The organism is Sphingomonas faeni, from assembly GCF_003053745.1.
GTDB lineage: Bacteria > Pseudomonadota > Alphaproteobacteria > Sphingomonadales > Sphingomonadaceae > Sphingomonas > Sphingomonas faeni.
Genome location: NZ_QAYE01000001.1, coordinates 202,288 through 221,258 on the forward strand (window position 1 = coordinate 202,288; position 18,971 = coordinate 221,258).

General features: G+C 67.2%; 18 protein-coding genes. 10 read left to right on the forward strand and 8 right to left on the reverse strand.

From position 1 onward, the window contains the following. The 7 genes from C8J25_RS00990 to C8J25_RS01020 all read left to right on the forward strand — a co-directional run bounded on the left by C8J25_RS00990 (position 1) and on the right by C8J25_RS01020 (position 6,220). Entirely contained in the window at positions 1-1,179 is a 1,179-nt protein-coding gene (locus C8J25_RS00990) for a murein hydrolase activator EnvC family protein (RefSeq protein WP_244186641.1), read from the forward strand. Positions 1,180-1,486: 307 nt separating this feature from the next. After that, positions 1,487-2,875, forward strand: a complete 1,389-nt coding sequence (locus C8J25_RS00995; protein ID WP_107951897.1) for a S41 family peptidase — start codon at positions 1,487-1,489, stop codon at positions 2,873-2,875. Between the two features lie 20 nt (positions 2,876-2,895). Further along, the gene (locus C8J25_RS01000) at positions 2,896-3,378 is read left to right on the forward strand and encodes a disulfide bond formation protein B (protein WP_056061213.1); all 483 of its coding nucleotides are present in this window, start codon (positions 2,896-2,898) and stop codon (positions 3,376-3,378) included. Further along, complete coding sequence (locus C8J25_RS01005) at positions 3,375-3,911, forward strand: demethoxyubiquinone hydroxylase family protein (RefSeq protein WP_107951898.1); 537 nt, start codon at positions 3,375-3,377, stop codon at positions 3,909-3,911. Before C8J25_RS01000 ends, C8J25_RS01005 begins: the two co-directional genes overlap by 4 nt. Before the next feature lie 62 nt (positions 3,912-3,973). Further along, positions 3,974-4,492 carry a hypothetical protein gene (locus tag C8J25_RS01010; RefSeq protein ID WP_107951899.1) on the forward strand — a complete coding sequence of 173 codons (519 nt, stop codon included), beginning with the start codon at positions 3,974-3,976 and terminating at the stop codon, positions 4,490-4,492. 439 nt (positions 4,493-4,931) lie between these two features. Continuing rightward, positions 4,932-5,234, forward strand: coding sequence for a DUF2306 domain-containing protein (locus tag C8J25_RS21000; RefSeq protein WP_244186642.1), 303 nt, complete (start codon positions 4,932-4,934; stop codon positions 5,232-5,234). 278 nt (positions 5,235-5,512) lie between these two features. After that, positions 5,513-6,220 (forward strand): DJ-1/PfpI family protein, encoded by a 708-nt coding sequence (locus C8J25_RS01020; RefSeq protein WP_107951900.1) that lies wholly within the window; start codon positions 5,513-5,515, stop codon positions 6,218-6,220. Here C8J25_RS01020 and C8J25_RS01025 read toward each other — a convergent pair. After that, the gene (locus tag C8J25_RS01025) at positions 6,211-6,843 is read right to left on the reverse strand and encodes a DedA family protein (protein WP_107951901.1); all 633 of its coding nucleotides are present in this window, start codon (positions 6,841-6,843) and stop codon (positions 6,211-6,213) included. The genes C8J25_RS01020 and C8J25_RS01025 overlap by 10 nt on opposite strands. An 80-nt stretch (positions 6,844-6,923) precedes the next feature. Between C8J25_RS01025 and C8J25_RS01030 the strand changes: the two genes are divergently transcribed. Further along, positions 6,924-7,721, forward strand: coding sequence for an aldo/keto reductase (locus C8J25_RS01030; RefSeq protein ID WP_107951902.1), 798 nt, complete (start codon positions 6,924-6,926; stop codon positions 7,719-7,721). 94 nt (positions 7,722-7,815) lie between these two features. On the opposite strand, the gene C8J25_RS01035 is transcribed toward C8J25_RS01030, so the two are convergent. The 7 genes from C8J25_RS01035 to C8J25_RS01060 form a co-directional block, all read right to left on the reverse strand. After that, positions 7,816-9,201: a UdgX family uracil-DNA binding protein gene (locus tag C8J25_RS01035; RefSeq protein ID WP_107951903.1), complete on the reverse strand. Its 1,386-nt coding sequence runs from the start codon at positions 9,199-9,201 to the stop codon at positions 7,816-7,818. A 34-nt stretch (positions 9,202-9,235) separates the two neighbouring features. Next, entirely contained in the window at positions 9,236-10,480 is a 1,245-nt protein-coding gene (locus C8J25_RS01040) for a putative DNA modification/repair radical SAM protein (protein WP_107951904.1), read from the reverse strand. 218 nt (positions 10,481-10,698) lie between these two features. Further along, complete coding sequence (locus C8J25_RS20575) at positions 10,699-10,875, reverse strand: hypothetical protein (protein ID WP_167397633.1); 177 nt, start codon at positions 10,873-10,875, stop codon at positions 10,699-10,701. A 33-nt stretch (positions 10,876-10,908) separates the two neighbouring features. After that, positions 10,909-14,295, reverse strand: a complete 3,387-nt coding sequence (locus C8J25_RS01045) for a chromosome segregation SMC family protein (RefSeq protein ID WP_107951905.1) — start codon at positions 14,293-14,295, stop codon at positions 10,909-10,911. A gap of 254 nt (positions 14,296-14,549) precedes the next feature. After that, the gene (locus C8J25_RS01050; protein ID WP_107951906.1) at positions 14,550-15,290 is read right to left on the reverse strand and encodes a thioredoxin domain-containing protein; all 741 of its coding nucleotides are present in this window, start codon (positions 15,288-15,290) and stop codon (positions 14,550-14,552) included. A 26-nt stretch (positions 15,291-15,316) separates the two neighbouring features. After that, the gene (locus C8J25_RS01055; protein WP_107951907.1) at positions 15,317-15,982 is read right to left on the reverse strand and encodes a thioredoxin domain-containing protein; all 666 of its coding nucleotides are present in this window, start codon (positions 15,980-15,982) and stop codon (positions 15,317-15,319) included. Next, on the reverse strand, positions 15,982-16,545 hold the full coding sequence (locus C8J25_RS01060; protein ID WP_107952531.1) for a DUF721 domain-containing protein: 564 nt from the start codon (positions 16,543-16,545) through the stop codon (positions 15,982-15,984). The genes C8J25_RS01055 and C8J25_RS01060 overlap by 1 nt, the downstream gene beginning before the upstream one ends. A gap of 26 nt (positions 16,546-16,571) precedes the next feature. Between C8J25_RS01060 and C8J25_RS01065 the strand changes: the two genes are divergently transcribed. Both C8J25_RS01065 and C8J25_RS01070 read left to right on the forward strand, forming a co-directional pair. Beyond that, positions 16,572-17,621 (forward strand): A/G-specific adenine glycosylase, encoded by a 1,050-nt coding sequence (locus C8J25_RS01065; RefSeq protein ID WP_425275432.1) that lies wholly within the window; start codon positions 16,572-16,574, stop codon positions 17,619-17,621. Beyond that, entirely contained in the window at positions 17,618-18,970 is a 1,353-nt protein-coding gene (locus tag C8J25_RS01070) for a serine hydrolase domain-containing protein (protein WP_425275433.1), read from the forward strand. Before C8J25_RS01065 ends, C8J25_RS01070 begins: the two co-directional genes overlap by 4 nt. Position 18,971 lies beyond the last annotated feature (1 nt).

The window sequence follows — 18,971 nt, forward strand, 5'->3', positions numbered from 1 at the left end:
ATGAGGATGGGGAGGGGCCTGGCGGTCGCGGCGCTGCTCGCGGTGGCGGGCGGCGTGACCGCGCAGACCAACGACACGGCTGAGGTCGCGAGCGAGCAGGCGCGTCTGGTCGCCGCCAAACGCGATGCCGCGATCGCGGCTCGCCGTGCTGCTGAACTCGCCGCTGCTGCCACCCAAGAGCGCAACGCCGCCGACAAGGCGCGCCGTGAAGAACAGGCTTTAGCTGCCCGCGTGACGGCCGCCGAAGCGAACCTCGCCACTGCTAGTGCCCGCGTAACGCTAGTCGAGCGCCTGCTGTCCGATCAACGCGCCAAGCTCGGTCGCGCGCAAGCCCCCGTCGCCCGGCTCCTCGCAGCGTTGGAATCACTCGCCCGCCGCCCGACGATCGTAGCCGTCGCGCAGCCGGGGTCGGTCGACGACCTCGTCCACGTCCGCGCGCTGCTTGGCAGCGCGCTTCCCGTGGTCCGCCAGCGCACCGAAGCCATCCGGATCGAGCTCGCCGAGACGCGTCGCCTGCAAGCCAGTGCCACGCTAGCCGCCAAGGCGCTCGCGGACGGTCGCGCGCGCCTCGAGAGCGACCGCATCGCGCTGGCCACCCTCGAAGCGCGCCATCGCCAGCGCAGCCAGTCGCTTGGCCGCGGTGCGCTAAGCGAGTCCGATCGCGCGCTGGCGCTCGGCGAACGCGCGCGGGATCTCGTCGATGGCATGGTGGCCACCACCAACGCCAAGGCGACCGCGGCCAGCCTGATCGCCCTCGCCGGTCCGATCCCCCGCCCGATCGCGCCCGGCACACCGCCCCCCGCACCACCGAGCGGCGTGTACCGCACACCGGTAGCGGGCAAGCTCGTCACCGGTTTCGAAGAAGTCTCGGACTCGGGCGTCCGATCGCGCGGCCTGACCTTCGCCACCGCCCCTCGCGCGCGCGTTGTCGCACCTGCGGCTGGCACGGTCCGCTACGCGCGTCGTTTCCGCGATTATGGGACGATTGTCATCATCGATCACGCCGACGGCTGGACCACCCTGGTCACCGGCCTTGCCTCGACGATCGCAAAACCCGGCAACCGCGTCACGATGGGCACAACGATCGGCACCGCCCCCAGCGAAGACCCCCACATCACCGTCGAACTCCGCCGCCGGGGCCGGTCTGTCGACGTCGCCGCGTTGATAGGATCGGGCTGATCGGCCAACCTGATGGTCGCCTGGTTTCAATCCTCCCCGCCAGGGGGAGGTGGCCGGCGCTTGCCGGACGGAGGGGGGAGGAAGAGGCGACCGCTGTTCCGTGTCCTCCCCCTCCGTCACCTTCGGCGCCACCGCCCCCTTGCGGGGGAGGATCGGTCCAATACGCGATCGTTAACGACCAAGCCCCCAGTCAGCCCCAATTAACCCCCAAGCGCCCTCACTCCGCGCGCGCGTTGCCGCCAGCGTTCCGCTACGCTACGCCGTCACGACCGTACGACACGTCATTTCTCAGGTTGCAGGACCATCGATGCCTCGTCCTATACTGCGTACCCCGTTCCTTGCCGCGACTGCGATCGTCGGCGCGCTGACGCTGATCCCATTGGCCACCTCCGCGATGGCGGCAGTCGATACCGACACGTACCGCGAGTTCGACCAGTTCCTCGACGTCTTCAACCGCGCGAAGGCGGAATATGTTGACAAGGTCGATGACAAGACGCTGATCAAGGGCGCGATCCAGGGCATGCTCGCCAGCCTCGATCCGCACTCCAGTTATGTCGACGCGCTCGACTACGAAAACCTCCGGATCATGACCGAAGGCAATTACGGCGGCCTCGGCCTCACGGTGCAGATGGAGGACGGCGCGATCAAGGTCGTCGCCCCTCAGGAAGATTCTCCGGCGGCCCGCGCGGGTGTGAAATCCGGCGATTACATCACGCATATCGACGGCAAGCTGATCTACGGCGATTCGCTCGACGAGGCGGTCGGCAAGATGCGCGGCAAGCCCGGCAGCAAGATCACGCTCGGCCTCGTCCGCCCGGGCCGCGACAAGCCGCTCGAGGTGACGATGATGCGCGAGATCATCGTCCAGAAGCCGGTGAAATGGGAAGTCCGCGGCGACGTCGGCTATATCAACATCAACACCTTCAGCGAGAACACCGGCGCCGATACCCGCGCAGCGATCATGGCGATCGACAAGTCGCTCGGGCATCGTCCGCTCGGCTATGTCGTCGACCTCCGCGAGAATGGCGGCGGGCTGCTGACGCAGGCGATCGAAGTCAGCGACGCGTTCCTCGATCATGGCGAGATTGTCTCGCAGCGCGGTCGCGAAAAGACCGATATTGAGCGCTATTACGCCAAGCCCGGCGACGACGCGCACGGCCTGCCGGTCGTCGTCCTCACCGATCCCGGCACTGCGTCGGCGTCTGAGATCGTCGCCGGCGCGCTCCAGGACCACCACCGCGCGCTGATCATGGGCGAGCGCAGCTTCGGCAAGGGCTCGGTCCAGACCGTGCTCCCGCTCGGGCCCCAGACCGCTCTCCGCCTGACGACTGCGCGCTACTTCACGCCGTCCGGCCGCTCGGTGCAGGAGGGCGGGATCGAGCCCGACATCAAGGTGCCGCAACTCACCGATCCCGACTACAAGTCCCGCCCGGTGTTCCGCGAGGCCGACCTGCGCAAGCATTTGATCAACGAGGTGAAGGCGGACAACGCGGTGCTCGAGGAGGATACCAAGACCGATCCGCGCTTCTCGCAGACCCCCGACCAGTTGAAAAAACAGGGGATCGACGACTTCCAGCTCTACTATGCGCTGAAGACGGTCGCGCGCCTTGGCGGGGCAACGCAAGTCGCCGCCGCGACCAAGCCGCGCCCGATCAAGCCCGATCCCACGGACACCACCAAGGCGCCCACTAAGTGAGCGTGCGTCGTGGGCTTGGCATGACCAAGAACGAAGAGATCGCGCGCGCCATCGCACTGCTGCTGCCGGCGTTCCTGCTGCTCGGCGCGCTCGGCTCGCAATATCTTGGCGGGCTGTACCCATGCGAGATGTGCCATTGGCAGCGCTGGCCGCATTATTCCGCGGTGCTGATCGCGGGCGCGGCGTTTTTCGTCCCCGGCCGTTCGCTGCGGGCTTCGCTGGTGATCATTGCCGGGCTGTTGATCGGTCTTAGCGGGCTGATCGGCGTCGCGCATGCCGGTGTCGAATATCATTGGTGGAACGGCTTTACCGCCTGCACCACGACCGTGTCGATGGCCGGTACGACCGCCGCCGAGCGCCTCGCCGCGATCATGAACGCGCCGATGGTGCGCTGCGATTCGCCGCAGTGGAAGCTGCTCGGGATTTCGCTCGCCGGGTTCAACGCGATCTTTTCCCTCGTCGGTGCGTTCACCATATTCGCACTCATGAGGAAGACGAGATGAGCGGCTGGAAGCCAGGAGACGCCAAGCGGGCGACGAATTCGATGATCCGCGTCGATCAGGCCGGCGAATACGGCGCGATCCGCATCTATGCGGGCCAGCTTGCGGTGCTCGGCGATCGACACCCGGCTGCGCGCTCGATCCACCACATGGCGCAGCAGGAGGAACGCCACCGCGCGTTCTTCGACAAGATGATCGTCGAGCGCCGCGTGCGCCCGACGGTGTTGCAGCCAATCTGGAAGGTCGCAGGTTTCGCGCTGGGCGCAGTAACGGCCGCAATCAGCCCGCGGGCTGCGATGGCGTGCACGGCCGCGGTCGAGACCGAGATCGACAAGCATTACGAAGAGCAGCTCGTTCAGCTTGGCGCCAGCGACCCGGAGCTATCGGCAGCGATCCTGGATTTCCAGGCCGAGGAACTCGAGCACAAGGCGACCGCGATTGCTGCGGGGGCGGAAGAGACGCCGGGCTATCCGGTGTTGAGTGCCGCGATCCGGCTCGGCTGCAAGGTTGCGATCGCGACCGCCAAGCGGATCTGAGATGCGGCCGGTACAATGAGATACGGCCAGTGACTGAAGTACGGATTGTGGGAGTGATGCGTATGAAAATGCTTTTTGCGGCGGCGTTGCTCGTCGCCGGACCCGCTGTGGCGCAGACGGCGCAACCTGCTCGCCCCGTAGCGCCGCCAACGCTGGCCCAGATACCCGCCAAGGGACCGACGCTGGCGCCGGCTCTGCCCGGCGCTACTGGCAGGTCGAAGCCGATTTCGTCCCCCGGCGAAGTCTCGCGCAGTGCACCCATCAACGGTGTCCTCACGTTGTTCGGCAACGAACGCTGCCCGACCAATCAGAACGGCGAGGAAATCGTCGTCTGCGTCCGCCGCAGTGCGCAGGAGCAATACCGCGTCCCCAAGGAACTCCGCGAATTCGTCGTAACCCCCGAGAACGCAAGCTGGGCGACCAAGGCGCAGGGCACGATGGACGCCGGGTCGGGCGTCAACACGATCGGCAGCTGCTCCGCGGTCGGCGCAGGCGGCGCCACCGGTTGCTTCGGCCAGCGGGTTCGCGAGTCCCGTCTGGAAAACAAGACGCGGGCTGCAGAAGTCCCGGTTCTCCCATAAAACCATCGCAAGCGATATCGCCCTACTCCCCCTCCGTGAAAGGGAGGGGCGGGGGTGGGTCGGCTTCCGCAGGCGGGAACGCCAGTCGCCTAATTCAACCAACCCACCCCCAACCCCTCCCTTCCAGGGAGGGGAGCACGTTTTTACCCCGGCGCGGTCGGCGGCACGAATGCCCCTTGGCTTCCGCGCAGCGCACCCCGTACCGTCCCCATGGGACATACAAGGGGGGACGAATGGCACTAACACTGGGAAAACGAAAAACCCGTCTGCGACCGATCGCTGCCGACGGTTACGAGAAACTCCTCGCCTACGCCGCAACCCTCCTCTCGCCGCCGTCCTGACCGCGCTGATCCGCGGCCGCCCGCACTGGCCTGAGGTCCCGACGATCGTCTGGTTCCACCTCGCCACCATCCTCGTCGCGCTCGCCTTCACCCCCATCATGCTCCTACGCAAACGCGGCGACCGTCCGCACCGCGCGCTAGGCACGATCTGGGTCGTTGCGATGCTCGCCACCGCGCTCGCCTCGTTCGGCATCCGGACCAGCACGGGCGGTTTCGGCATCATCCACCTCCTGTCGATCTTCACGCTCGTCCAGGTCCCGATCATCTGGTGGTCGGCCCGCGCCCACAACCTTGCACGGCACCGCACCAGCGTGCGCGGCATGGTCGCCGGCGCGCTGCTCATCGCGGGCGTGTTCACCTTCCCGTTCGGGCGCATGCTCGGGACTTGGCTGTTCGCTTGACACCCGCGCGCTGTTCCAGACGTAACTGTCCTACAGGCAGCGGCGGTGGCATGATGCGCGAATGACGTCAGCAGCCACCCGAAGCGCGTTTGCTAAAACCGCCCCTTCGGTGCGTCGGGTGCCGACGAAAATGCTGCACCAGCGTCTGCACTTTCTGCACTTCGGTTGAGCGCGCTCCTTGCACAGTGCCGGACTCGCGTTGTTTGTCAGCGAGTTAAGCCAATTCGGCGCGATGTCGCGTTTTTCGATCGTGAGAGCCTGTCACAAGGAGCAACGGCATGACCGAATCGCTGAGCATCGCCTTCCTGCTATTTCCAAACGTGACCCAGCTCGATCTGACCGGCCCCGCGCAGGTCCTGTCGCGGCTCGGCAACGCCCGGCTCGATCTCGTATGGAAGACGCTCGACCCGGTCCCGACCGACGCTGGCTTCTCGATCCTGCCGACCGCGACCTTCGCCGACGTCCCGCGCGCTGACATCCTGTGCGTACCCGGCGGTTTCGGAACCAACGGCGTGATCGCCGACGACGAGGCGATTGCGTGGGTCCAGACGGTCGGCGCCGAGGCGACGTGGGTGACGAGCGTGTGCACCGGATCGCTGATCCTCGGTGCGGCAGGGTTGCTCGAAGGGTATCGCGCAGGGTGTCACTGGGCGCAGCGCGAGATGCTGCCGCTGTTTGGCGCAATCCCGGTCGATGCGCGGACCGTGGTCGATCGCAACCGGGTGACCGGTGGCGGTGTCACCGCCGGGATAGACTTTGCGCTGACGCTGGCCGCGATGATCCGGGGCGAGGCGCATGCGAAGGCGGTACAGCTAAGCCTGGAATATGATCCTGCGCCGCCGTTCGACAGCGGCTCGCCGGAGAAGGCCGACGCGGACATCCTCGCCGCAGTGAAGCGGAGAACGGCGCAGCTTATGCCAACGCGCGATGACGATCTGCGCGTGCTGGCGAAACGCCGAGGTTACCCCAGAGAGACTTACGAGTGACGCTTCAGTCCGCGCACCCGGTGCCATATGTAAAAGCCGACGAGTGCAATCAGGACGACGCCGATCAGCAGGTCGGCGCTGTGGAACGCGGCCTTCACGCGTGGATCGCTGTCCCATTTGTCGCCGAGCTTCATGCCGACCCACGCCAGCCCGAAGCACCACGGCCATGATCCGATGAACGTATAGACGTGGAATGGCACCAGCTTCATCCGCGCGACGCCGGCGGGGAAGGCGATGAACGAGCGAATGACGGGAAGCAGGCGGCCGATCAGCACCGCCATCGAGCCCCAGCGGGCGAAAAACCGGTCCGCCGCGTCGAGTTCGCCCGGTCCGATCAGGACGAAACGGCCCCAGCGCTCGGCCATCGGCCGGCCGCCGCGCTTGCCGATCTCGTACGCTACGATCGAACCGAGATTGCACCCGATCGCGCCCGCGGTCGCGGCGAGATACAGGTCGAATCGCCCGGTCGAGACGAGATAGCCGGCGAAGGGCATGATGATCTCGGACGGCAACGGGATGCACGCGCTTTCGATCGCCATGAGCAGCGCGATGCCGACATAGCCACCCGACGAGATGACGCCGATCGTGAAGGTGGCCAGCACGGCCAGGATCTTTTCGAACATGGGTCGGTCGATTGCGCGAACCTGGCGCGGAAGGGAAGAGCCAATCGGAACCGCGGGCCGTGTCGTGCGCTGTTTGCGGCATGACAGATCTTACACTCAACGACGGTCGCACAATGCCCCAGCTCGGCATGGGCACGTGGCAGATCCCCGACAGCCAGGCCGCGGCGATTGTCCGCTCCGGGCTCGATATCGGCTTCCGGCTGGTCGACACCGCCGCAATCTACGAGAACGAACGCGGCGTCGGTGACGGCTACAAGGGCTCCGACGCGTTCCTGACCACCAAGCTCTGGAACGACCGGCAGGGCGATGCCGAGGCAGCAATGGACGAGAGCCTTGCTCTGCTCGGTGTCGAATCGGTCGACCTGTACCTGATGCATTGGCCGGTGCCGAAGCAGGATAAGTATGTAGAAGCCTGGAAGGCGATGATCGCGCTGCGTGATGCCGGGAAGGCCAAGTCGATCGGCGTGTCGAACTTCCTGCCGGAGCATATCGATGCGATCGTCGCCGCAACCGGCGTGACCCCGGCGGTCAACCAGATCGAACTCCACCCGAACTTCCAGCAGCGCGAGCAGCGTGCGTATCATGAAGCGCATGGCATCGTGACGCAGAGCTGGAGCCCGCTGGGGCAGGGCAAGACGTTGCTGCAGGACGCGGCGATCGTCCGGATCGCGGACAAGCATGGTCGGAGTGCGGCGCAGGTCATCCTGGCGTGGCATTTGGCGAATGGTTTTTCGGTCATCCCGAAGGCGTCGGATGCCGAGCATCTCGCGGACAATTTCGCGGCGCTGGATCTTACGCTGGATGACGAGGACATGGCCGCGATTGAAGCGCTCGACGATCCTGCGGGCCGGCTGGGACCAGAACCGAACAGTATGTAATGAGGGTGAGGAAGCGATTCGACTGACGAGCTCGTCATCCTGACGTTCATCAAGATGACGGAGGAAAAGAGCGTGCGATTTGCTCCTTCGAGGATCAAGCAATTCGTCGGCCGACGACGCGCAAATCTTCGACAAATCGCGCATATTCTTCTGCCGCCTGCGCTGGGTCCGGCAGCCGCAGCAGGTAACTTGGATGCACTGTGATCCAGGCCTCCCCACCATCCGGCAGCTGCAATGCCCGTCCACGCTCGCGGCCGATGGTCATCACCTTGCCGAACAGCGACCGGGCCGCGGTGGCGCCTAGCGCCACCGTGACCTTTGGCTTGATCAGCATCTGCTCCTGCTCGATCCACCAGCGGCAGGCGTCGATCTCGCCGGCGCCGGGCTTGGCGTGGATGCGTCGTTTGCCGCGTTGTTCGAATTTGAAGTGTTTTACTGCGTTGGTGACGTAGGCGCGCGAGCGGTCGACTCCCGCCTCTGCCATCGCCTTGTCGAACATCTGGCCGGCGGGGCCGACGAACGGGCGTCCGGCGATATCCTCCTGGTCGCCGGGTTGTTCGCCGACGAACATCAGTGGGGCGTCGACTGGGCCTTCGCCGAACACGGTTTGCGTCGCGGGCTTGTAGAGCGGGCAGCGGGTGCAACCGGCGGCCTCGTCGCGTAGCGCTTCCCATGCGATCATGCTGTTGCCGCCGACGTTGTCGCGCGCTTTCGCAATCATCCCACTTTCTCTCGCTTGCGCTGCTGCCAGCAGGCCTGGCACCAGCGCGGTCTCGGGCATGTTCTTCCAGTATTTTTTCGGCATCTCCTTCAGCATCGCGCCGATCTTCACGCGGGCTGGGTTGAAGATGCTGGCGTAATAGGTCTTCCAGACTTCCTCGGTCGGATCGCCGTCGGGCGCGTCGGCCTTGCTCGCGCCGGGGCCTTCGGTGAGCGCCTTGCCGTCCCAGTGGATCGAGACTTCGGGCGTCAGGATCGACCAGCGCATGCTGGCGAAGCGGTTGACGAAGAAGGCAGCGTTTGCGCGGACGATGTGGTGGTCGGGCTCGAACCACGCGACGAAGCGGGTTCCGCCGTCTTCCTCGACCTCGCGGAAGCGAAGGAAGGCGCGCATCTTGTGGATGTCGCGGCGGACGTCCTTGGCGATCCGGTCGAGGCGGCGGACGAGCGGATCGGCGCGGTCCTCGATCAGTTTTTGTTCGCGGCGGAGGCGGAAAAGCAGCGTGTAGAGCAGGGCGAACCGCTCTGGGTCGCTGCCGAGGATGGCGCTGCGGGCTAGGTCTATGAAGGCGCGGGGTACGGAGAACGCGCCGGGGGGCGGGGCAGGGGCGGGTTCCGCCACGGTTGCGAACAGGTCGACCGGCTCGTCGCCGACTTGCCAGACGACGTCGTCGGGGGGGACGTCTTCGGCGATCAGGCCACGCGCGGCGTCGCGCCAGCCGTCAAAGTCGTCGGGTTCGGAAAGGGTTACGACGCGCATAATCTTCCCCAGCACAGGGAGGAATGCGTCGGCGTCACGCGAACATTTCCATTTGCTTGGGTTTCGGGGCGACGATGGGGCGGAGTTCGGCTCTGTCCGCCAGAACCACCGGGCGCCAGTCTTCGGCGATGATAAAGGGGCGGAGCTTGGCGACTGACACGGTCAAGCGGGCGATGTCCGCCAAATGCAGGCGGCGCCAGCGGCGGCTGGTCAGGATGCCGTTGACTGCCTTTACGCCGAGTCCGGGGACGCGGAGGAGCATTTCGCGGGGGGCGCGGTTGACGTCTACCGGGAAAGATCCGCGGAATTTGAGCGCCCAGGCGAGCTTGGGGTCGATGTCGAGCGGGAGCATGCCGGTTGCGTCGTCGGCGGCGGCGACGACTTCGTGCGGCTGGAACTCGTAGAAGCGCATCAGCCAGTCGGACTGATATAGTCGGTGCTCGCGCATCAGCGGCGGGCGTTGGAGTGGCAACACTGCGCTTGCATCGGGGATGGGGCTGAACGCGGAATAATAGACGCGGCGCAGGCCGAAGCGGTCGTACAGGGTCGACGCCTTCCGGACGATGTCGCCGTCGGTCGCGGCGTCTGCACCGACGATCATCTGGGTCGACTGGCCGGCGGGGGCGTAGCGAGGCGCGGACTTGTACTTGGCCTTGGCGTCCTTGCCGTCGATGATCGAGGCCTTCACCTCCGCCATCGCGGTCTCGATGCGGACGCCGTCCTTTTCCGGGGCAAGGCGCTTCAGGCCGTTTGCGGTCGGGAGTTCGACGTTGATCGAGACGCGGTCGGCGTACAGCCCGGCTTGGTGAACGAGTTCGGGATCGGCGTCGGGGATCGTCTTGAGGTGGATGTAGCCGCGGAAATGGTGGTCCTCGCGCAAACTCCGCGCGACCTCGACCATTTGCTCCATCGTGTAGTTCGACGATGCGATGATGCCGGACGAAAGGAACAGCCCCTCGATATAATTGCGCTTGTAGAAGGCGATGGTGAGATCGACGACTTCCTTCGCCGTAAAGCGGGCGCGGCGGACGTTCGAGCTCTTGCGGTTGATGCAATAATGGCAGTCGAAGATGCAGCTGTTGGTCAGCAGGATCTTGAGCAGCGAGATACAGCGGCCGTCGGGCGCATAGGCGTGGCAGATGCCCATGCCTTCGGTCGAGCCGAGCCCCTTGCCGTCCTTCGAATTGCGCTTGGTCGTGCCGGACGATGCGCAGGAGGCATCGTATTTGGCCGCGTCGGCGAGAATCTCGAGCTTTTCGCGGGTGTCGAGTTGGGCCATTCGTTCGTCTTACGTTCCGCGAAAAGGGGTGTCGAGTGATGGAGATCAACTTGTCGCTATGTCGTTGTACTGGCCGCCTTTCGGGTCGGCTCCGATGCTGGAAGTGCACAAAGTGCAGACGCTGGGAGCATTTTGCCGATGTCTGCACTTAGGCCCTGACGTGGACGATTGCGGACTCACGACGGTGGCAGGATCGGGTTGTGTAGGACACCCGAAAGTCAGCCGAACAGATAGCGGACCAGGTCGACCATGCCGCCGAGGCTCACGGGGAGGAGCAGCAACAGGAAGAGATAGACGAAGATCAGGCGGGTGAGCGCCTTCTCGTGCCGATACACGGGCTTGCGGGGGGGCAGGTCCTCCTTGCGCGGCCAAATGCTGGATTCGTCGAGGAACATCGAGGGTCAACGTCGCGCACGGGGATTGTCTCCCTACGCGGTTGCAATGAGTCCGGTCGCGGCTTGCAAGTCGACCGAGACCAGCCGGCTGACGCCGCGTTCGATCATCGTCACGCCGAACAGGCGGTGCATGCGGCTCATCGTGACGGCGTTGTGCGTGACGACGAGGTAGCGCGTGACGGTGTCGCGCGACATGCGGTCGAGCAGATCGCAGAAGCGCTCGATATTGGCGTCGTCGAGCGGGGCATCGACCTCGTCGAGGACGCAGATCGGCGCGGGGTTGGTCAGGAAAAGGCCGAAGATCAGCGCGACCGCGGTCAGCGCCTGTTCGCCGCCCGACAGGAGGGTGAGCGACTGGAGGCGTTTGCCGGGTGGTTGCGCCATGATCTCGAGGCCGGCTTCGAGCGGGTCGTCGGAGTCTATCAGTTCCAAGTGCGCGGCGCCGCCGTCGAAGAGCGTGGTGAAGAGGCGCTGGAAATGGCCGTTGACCGCCTCGAACGCGGCGAGCAGGCGCTGGCGGCCTTCGCGGTTGAGCGTGCCGATCGAGCCGCGCAGGCGGTTGACGGCTTGGCCGAGTTCGTTGCGCTCGACCGCGTTGCCGCGCGCGGACTCTTCGAGTTCGGCGAGTTCGGTTTCGGCGACGAGGTTGACCGGGCCGATGCGTTCGCGGTCGGTGGTGAGGCGGTCGTGCGTGGCGGACTCTTCGGTTGGCGCGCGGACGTCGGCGACCGCGAAGCCGAGGCGTTCGGGGAGGACAGGGGCGGGGCATTGGAAGCGCTCGCCCGAGAGGCGGCCGAGATCGAGGCGGCGCGCTTCGTGGTTTTCGACGCGGGCGATCGCGCCGGCACGGGCTTCGCGGGCGACGGCGAGCGCTTCGGTGGCGGCGCGGTGGGCGTCGTCGGCGGTGCGGGCGGCGGTCTCCGCGGTGCGTTCGGTGGCGAGGAGCGCGTCGGCGGTTGTGCGCGCTTCCTGGTGTTCGGCGTCGAGCGTCTCGATTTCAGCGTCGAGCGCGGCAGGGCGAGCGGCGATCGCGGCGAGGTCGGTGGCGAGCGTGGTTTCGCGCGAGTCCATGGCGGCGATGCGTTTGGCGGCTTCACCGGCGCGCGCGCGCCAGCTTCGGGTGTCGGCTTGCGCCGCAGACAGGCGTTCGCGGTGGGTGGCGATGCTGCGGTCGAGCGTGGTGCGATCGGCGCGGGCCTGCGCGACGGCGGCGCGGGCACGTTCCGCGTCGTATTGGAGCGCGGCGACCTGACCCGCGTTGGCGGTGCCGTCGGGGACGGCGGCCATCGCGGCTTCGGCGCGGGTGCGGTCGGCGTGCGCGTCGGCGACGTCGTCGGCGATGCGGTGCGCGCGGACGTCGAGGTCGGCGCGCTGGGTGGCGAGGCGTTCGAGCGCGGCGGCGGCGCGGTCTTCTTGACGGAGGGCGTCGCGCGTGTCGGTTTCAGCGCGTTGCAGGGCGGCGCGGGCGGTTTGCGACTGGCCTCTAGCTCGGGCGACCCGCTCGTCGATCGCGGCGCGGGTTCGTTCGGCGTCGTCCAGCGCTTTGGCTGCGGCGGGGCGGGCGGCCTGGAGCGCGGCGAGGCGGTTGCGGCGGACGAGGCGTTCGGCGGCGGCCGCGCCGGTGCCGGTTGCGGTGAAGCCGTCCCAGCGGCGGAGCTGGCCGTCCCGGGTGACGATGCGCTGGCCGACGGCGAGGTGTTGCTGGCCATCGGTGTCGACGACGAAGACCTGCGCGAGCCGGCGGGCGAGGGCGGGGGGCGCGTCGACATGCTTTGCCAGCGGTTCGGCGTCGGCGGGCGGGGCGGGGTCGTCTTCGCGAGGCTTGGCGCCGGCCCATGCATCGAGGCCGGTGTCGAGATCGTCGCCGAGTGCTGCGGCGAGTGCGCGTTCGTAGCCGGTGCTGGCCGAGACATGGTCGAGCAGCCGGTCGCGACCGCTGCGCTGCGTTGCCTTGGTGAGTGCGGTCACTTCGCTGTCGATCGCGGCGAGGTCTGCGCGGGCGGTGGCGCGAGCGGTTTCGGCGGCGTCTCGCGCGCTGGTCGCGGCGGCTTCGTCGGTGTCTGCCTGGGTGATGGCCTGGCGAGCGGACTCGGCGGCGGCGGTCGCGGCGCGTCGGGCTTCGGCGGCGGTTTCGCGCTCTGCGGCTAGCGGAACGGGGTCGCCGAGGGCGCGGAGGGCGGCGGCGATCTGCGCAGCGTCACGATCGGCGCGGTCGGCGCGGGTGCGGGCGGCGGCGAGGGCTGCGCTGGCGACGCGGACTTCGGCGGCGTCGCGGGCTTGCGTGGCGAGCGCCTGGGCGAGGGAGACTTCGGCGTCGCGGGCGCTGCGTTCGGTTTCGGCCAGTGCTGCGTCGAGATCGGGGATCGCGGCGGTGGCGTTGGCGATCGCGGTGTCGAGCGTCTTGGCCTCGTCGGCGAGGCGGGCGAGCGCGGCGGCGGCGTCGCTGGCGAGCGATCCTTCGCGGGCGCGGTCGTCGGCGATCCGGGCGCGGGCGTCGGTGAGGTCGGCGATCCTGCGCTCGACGCTGGCCTTCTCGGTCTTGAGCGCGGCGAGGCGGTGGGCGAGATCGCCGACCAGGTCGCGCGCGGCGAGCGCTGCTGTGCGCGCGGTTGAGACGGCTTCGATCGCGCGGTGCTGGTCTGCGGCGGCTGCGCGTTCGGCTTCGGCGGTGGCGTGGACGCGGGTTTCTGCGGCGCTGGCTTCGGCTTTGGCGGCATCGGCTGCGGTGGCGGCTTCGCGCCAGCGGGCGAAGAGCGTGCGTGCCTCGGCGACTCGGATCTGCGCGGAGATGAGGCGGTAGCGTTCGGCGGCGCGGGCCTGGCGCTTCAGCGTGGTGGCGCGCGCGTCCTGGTCGGAGATGATCTCGTCGAGCTTGGCGAGATTGGCTTCGGTGGCGCGGAGTTTCCCCTCGGCGTCCTTCCGCCGGACGTGGAGGCCGGCGATCCCGGCGGCTTCCTCCAGCATGGCGCGGCGATCAGCGGGTTTGGCGGCGATGACCGCGCCGATCTTGCCCTGGCTGACGAGCGCGGGGGAGTGCGCGCCGGTCGCGGCGTCGGCGAAGAGCAGGCCGACGTCCTTTGCGCGGACGTCGCGGCCATCGATCCGGTAGGCGGAGCCGGCGCCGCGCTCGATCCGGCGGACGATCTCGCGCTCGTCGCCGGCGATCTCGGCGAGGATCGAGACTTCGGCGAAGTCGCGTGGGGGGCGGGTTGCGGTGCCGGCGAAGATGACGTCTTCCATGCCGGCGCCGCGCAGGGACTTGGCGCTGGCCTCGCCCATCGTCCAGCGGAGCGCTTCGAGGAGGTTGGATTTACCGCAGCCGTTGGGGCCGACGACGCCGGTCAGGCCGGGTTCGATGCGGAGGTCGGCTGGGTCGACGAAGCTCTTGAAGCCGGTGATGCGGAGGCGCTTGATCTGCATTTCTTGCGCCCCCCCGACGACTGAGTGTTTCGCGCCTCGCCTTACCTCATCCGTTCGTGCTGAGTAGAGACCGAGTAGCTCCGTCAGGAGCGTATCGAGGGCTCGTATCGAAGCAGGGTTCCGCCCGCCAACCTGTCCTTCGATACGCCGTCTCGATACGCTGCGTTGCAGCTACTCGACGGCTACTCAGGACGAACGGCAGTGGAGTGAGCCTTCGTCCTAAGCAGAGCTAGTGCAGCGTTTGACGGCGAAGCTTACGCCCCAGCGGCCTTCAGAGCCTTCTCCATCTGGTCCCAGCTCACGACCTGATCGAGCTTCTTGTCGTTGATCAGGAACGTGGGCGTGCCCGTGACCGTCCCGGCCTGCATCGCGTTCTCGGTCGGCTTGGCCATCACTTCGAGCTGCTCCTGATCCGCGAGGCAGGCACGTGCCTTCGCTTCCGGGATCCCGCGCTGCTTGACGAAATCGATCGCGCCCATCTGCTCGGCGAGCTTGGTCGCGACGACCGTCGGCGGCTGGTTGGCGAGCGCCTTCTGCTGGTCGGGGGTCATCGCCTGGAGCTTGTCGAGGAAGGCGATCTGGTTGCCGTACATCTGCTCGAGGATCGGGAAGAACGGCGCCACGCCGCCACACTGGCCGAGCAGCGTCAGCGCCACGTCGGGTGCGCCGTGGACGAGGAAGTCGCGAAATTCGAAGCTGACTTTCCCGGTCGAGACGTACTTCTCGGTCAGTGGCTTGTACGCTTCGCGACCGAACGCGCCACAGGTCGGGCACGAGCGCGCGCCGTATTCGACGAGCTTGATCGGTGCGTTCGGGTTGCCCATCAGGTAACCCTCGGGGGTCTTCACGACCGTCTCGGTCCAGTTCTGGCCGGCGGGGGCTGCGGCGGCTGCTACCGGCGCGGCGGCGGGCGCATCGACATTACCGGTCGAATCGTTCTTCGAGCAGGCGGCGAGCGCGAGCGGCAGGACGGCAAGCGTGGTCAGGAACTTCATCGGGTTACTCCAGTGGATCACGTGAATTAACGGGCGCCGGCCTTGCGGAGCGCGGGTTCGAGCTGTTCCCAGCCGACATGCGGGACGAGTCTGCCGTTGAGGTAGAAGGTCGGCGTGGAGTCGATCTCCTTCGGCGCGTCGGCGGTCAGTTTGACGATGCGGTCGATCTCGGGCTGGTTGGCGAAGCACGCGTTTATCGCGGCGTCCGACAGCCCGCGTGCCTTGACGAACGCGGTCAGGCCGGAGCCGTCTGCGTTGGCGCGGATCTGGGCGGCGGCGGGGTACATGTTCAGGCGCGCGGCGTTGCCCTGCTGGTATTCGATCCCGCGCTCGAGCCATTGCGGTTGCGCGGCGAAGATCGCGGACGAGGTGGCGGAGAAGCCTTTCGGGCCGGTGCAGCGGGCGAGGATCGCCGCGGCCAGATCGAGCCGGTCGCGGATGAAGCTGCGGACTTCGAGGCTGGTCGAGCCCGACGCGATCATCTGGCGCTTGAGCACGGGTTCGGACTTTACCGAGAAGTCGGCGCAGTGCGAGCAGGTGTAGCTGGCGTATTCGACGAGCTTCACACGCGCGGCGGGGTTGCCGATCAGGTAGGCGCCCGAGGGGAGAATGCGCGCGGTTTGCGACCAGTCGCGCTTGGGGGCGGCGCCGGTCAGCAGGAAGAGGGCGAAGACGGCAAGGAGGACGCGCATCAGTTGATCCTGGGAAAGCCGTGCGTCGAGGCGACGCCGGCGGCGAGGGATTCGAGAACGGCGCGCAGTTCCGGATCGGCGATGCCCTTCAGGCTCATACCGAGATCGACGGGGACCGGGCGGATCGAAGGCGGCGCTTTGCGCGGGACGGGGGCGGCGACCTCGCCCTGGCGGATCGCGACCTTCACGATCGCGGCATAGCCGAAGAAGCGGTTCACGCGCTCGATGATCTCGGGTGCGATGTGCTGCATCATCGGGGCGTGCGCGCCGCGGACGGTAAGCGTGAGGACGCCGTCCTGCTTCTTGCCGACCGGGAAGCGGATCGATTCGGGGATGCTCGCGCCCGCCAGTTTGGCGCCGACGATCTCGGGCCAGCGGCTGACGATCGAGGACTGGACGAAGCCGAATCGCCGGAATGCCGCGCCGCCGATCGCGGGCAACAGCTCGGCGACCGCGCGCGAGCGGTTCTCTCGCGGGGCGTCGGGATCGGTCCTGCCTTTAATGCGCTTCGTCGCCGGCTTGGGCGTCGCAGATTTAGGCACAGAAACGGGCGGCTTGCTCATCTGCGAACCCATGCCATAGGCGACGCGTGAACGCCAAGCGCTCTTCGGTCTCCGGGGCCCTGCTCGACTGGTATGACGCGCATCGTCGCGACCTGCCGTGGCGCGCGAAGCCGGGCGAGGCGGTCGATCCGTACCGGGTGTGGCTGTCCGAGGTGATGTTGCAGCAGACGACGGTGGCCGCGGTGACGCCGCGGTTCCTCGCGTGGACCGCGCGGTGGCCGGATTTCGCGAGTCTGGCGGCGGCGGACGACGCCGATGTGATGGCGGCTTGGGCGGGGCTTGGCTATTATGCACGAGCGCGCAATCTGGTGAAGGCGGCGAAGGCCGTGGTCGCCGAGCATGGCGGCGTGTTTCCGCGGACCGAGGTGGAGCTGCGCGCGCTGCCGGGGCTGGGTGCGTATACCGCGGCGGCGGTGGCGGCGATCGCGTTTGGCGAGCGGGCGGTGGTGGTCGATGCGAATGTCGAGCGGGTGGTCGCGCGGCTGTTTGCGATCGAGACTCCCTTGCCGGCGGCGCGGCCTGCGATCCGATTGGCGGGGGATTCGATTACGCCGGATGCTCGGGCGGGCGATTTTGCGCAGGCGATGATGGATCTGGGGTCGGGGACCTGCACGTCGCGCGCGCCGAAGTGCCTGCTGTGTCCGATCCGCGCGTTTTGCGAAGGCCTCAAGCAGGGCGCGCCGGAGCGGTTGCCGGTGAAGGCGAAGAAGGCGGCCAAGCCTCAGCGGTACGGGACGATCTTCTGGCTGGAGCGCGACGGGCAGGTGCTGCTGGTGCGGCGTCCGGACAAGGGTTTGCTGGGCGGGATGCGCGCGTTTCCGACCGGGCCCTGGGGTGATGCTCTCCCCGGTTTCGAGGACGCGCCGGCGCAGGCGGACTGGCGGATGCTGGACGTCACCGTCGCACACGGATTTACGCATTTCGATCTGCAACTGACGCTTGCGGTGGCGACGGTCGAGGCGCATCAACCCGGCGTTCCAACGGCAAGCGAATGGTGGCCGATCGACGAGCTGGATACCGCCGGCCTCCCGACCGTTTTCGCCAAGGCCGGCAAGACCATACGGAGAGCTGCGTGAAACTGGTGCACTGGATTTCGACGGGCGGACTTGCCGCGCTGGCCGCCGCCACGGCCTATGCCCAGCAGGCGCAACCGCGTCCGCAAATGAGACCGCAGGCTCGGCCGACGCCGCGGATGACGATCCCGGTCAACGCGCTGCTGCCTGCCACGTCAGCGCTGTTCGACAGCTATGTCGCGCAGAACAAAATGCCGGGGATCGTCGGTGCGTTCGGGGCTGGTGATGGTCCGACGCTGTTCCCGGCGGCGGGCAAGATCAGCGACGAGCCGAATGCTCCGGCGGCAGGCCCCGATTCGCTGTGGCGCGTCTATTCGATGTCCAAGCCGATCACCGGCATGTCGGCAATGATGCTGATCGAGGACGGCAAGCTCAACCTCGACGATCCGGTCAGCAAATACATCCCCGCGTTCAAGGACATGAAGGTCGCGACCAGCCCCGACACGTCGATCGCCGCGCGGCCGGCAACGCGGCCTATCACGATCCGCAACCTGCTGACGCATACCGCCGGGCTCGGCTACACGATCGTCACCAAGGGGCCGCTGCTCAAGGAATATGAGCGGCTCGGGATTCTGCCGCTGTCGGTCAGTGCGGCGATGGAAGAGAAGATGCGGCCCGTTCGGCCGAAATCGCTCGAGGAATTCGCCAACCGCGTCGCGACGCTGCCGCTGATCGCCGATCCGGGCACGAAGTGGAGCTACTCGATTGGGCTCGACGTGATGGGCCGCGTGATTGAGGTCGCAAGCGGCATGAGCTTCGAGCGGTTCGTGCAGACGCGGCTGTTCGAGCCGCTCAAGATGCGGTCGAGCTTCTGGCAGGTGCCGCAGAGCGAGGTCGGCCGGCTGGCGACCAACTATGCGTTTGTCGGCGACACGCGGACGCCGCTCGATCCGGCGGCGACGTCGGTGTTCCTGCAGCGCCCGAGCTTTCCCTATGGTGGCGCCGGGCTGGTGATGTCGGCGCGCGATTACGATCGGTTCCTGCACATGATCCAGGACGGCGGCATGCTCGACGGCGTGCGCGTGATGAAGCCCGAGACGATCGCGCTGGCGACGTCGAACCTGTTGCCGGCAGGCGTCGTGTTCGGCGGAGTTGGCGGCGGCACCGGGGGAACGCAGGGGAGCAACATGGGCTTCGGCGCGGGCGGTTCCGTGGTGCTCGCGGATACGCCGAACGGGCCGGGCAAGGGCACCTATGCCTGGGGTGGTGCGGCGGGCACGATCGCATGGGTCGATCCGGCGAAGCATTCGCGCGGCAACGTGATGGTCAATTACTTCCCGGCGGACCGGATCCCGCTCCGCCAACAGGTGGTCGCGGCGCTGCTGCAGGATGCGGCGAGGTTGCGCCGATGAG

What these genes read in the sequence shown, in the direction of transcription:
- C8J25_RS01010 (WP_107951899.1), top strand. Translation starts at nt 3,974, where the DNA reads ATGAAAATGCTTTTTGCGGCGGCGTTGCTCGTCGCCGGACCCGCTGTG.
- C8J25_RS01055 (WP_107951907.1), bottom strand. Translation starts at nt 15,982, where the DNA reads ATGCGCGTCCTCCTTGCCGTCTTCGCCCTCTTCCTGCTGACCGGCGCC.
- C8J25_RS00990 (WP_244186641.1), top strand. Translation starts at nt 1, where the DNA reads ATGAGGATGGGGAGGGGCCTGGCGGTCGCGGCGCTGCTCGCGGTGGCG.
- C8J25_RS00995 (WP_107951897.1), top strand. Translation starts at nt 1,487, where the DNA reads ATGCCTCGTCCTATACTGCGTACCCCGTTCCTTGCCGCGACTGCGATC.
- C8J25_RS01060 (WP_107952531.1), bottom strand. Translation starts at nt 16,545, where the DNA reads ATGAGCAAGCCGCCCGTTTCTGTGCCTAAATCTGCGACGCCCAAGCCG.
- C8J25_RS01045 (WP_107951905.1), bottom strand. Translation starts at nt 14,295, where the DNA reads ATGCAGATCAAGCGCCTCCGCATCACCGGCTTCAAGAGCTTCGTCGAC.
- C8J25_RS01040 (WP_107951904.1), bottom strand. Translation starts at nt 10,480, where the DNA reads ATGGCCCAACTCGACACCCGCGAAAAGCTCGAGATTCTCGCCGACGCG.
- C8J25_RS01005 (WP_107951898.1), top strand. Translation starts at nt 3,375, where the DNA reads ATGAGCGGCTGGAAGCCAGGAGACGCCAAGCGGGCGACGAATTCGATG.
- C8J25_RS01000 (WP_056061213.1), top strand. Translation starts at nt 2,896, where the DNA reads ATGACCAAGAACGAAGAGATCGCGCGCGCCATCGCACTGCTGCTGCCG.
- C8J25_RS01020 (WP_107951900.1), top strand. Translation starts at nt 5,513, where the DNA reads ATGACCGAATCGCTGAGCATCGCCTTCCTGCTATTTCCAAACGTGACC.
- C8J25_RS01035 (WP_107951903.1), bottom strand. Translation starts at nt 9,201, where the DNA reads ATGCGCGTCGTAACCCTTTCCGAACCCGACGACTTTGACGGCTGGCGC.
- C8J25_RS20575 (WP_167397633.1), bottom strand. Translation starts at nt 10,875, where the DNA reads ATGTTCCTCGACGAATCCAGCATTTGGCCGCGCAAGGAGGACCTGCCC.
- C8J25_RS01030 (WP_107951902.1), top strand. Translation starts at nt 6,924, where the DNA reads ATGACAGATCTTACACTCAACGACGGTCGCACAATGCCCCAGCTCGGC.
- C8J25_RS01025 (WP_107951901.1), bottom strand. Translation starts at nt 6,843, where the DNA reads ATGTTCGAAAAGATCCTGGCCGTGCTGGCCACCTTCACGATCGGCGTC.
- C8J25_RS21000 (WP_244186642.1), top strand. Translation starts at nt 4,932, where the DNA reads ATGCTCCTACGCAAACGCGGCGACCGTCCGCACCGCGCGCTAGGCACG.
- C8J25_RS01050 (WP_107951906.1), bottom strand. Translation starts at nt 15,290, where the DNA reads ATGAAGTTCCTGACCACGCTTGCCGTCCTGCCGCTCGCGCTCGCCGCC.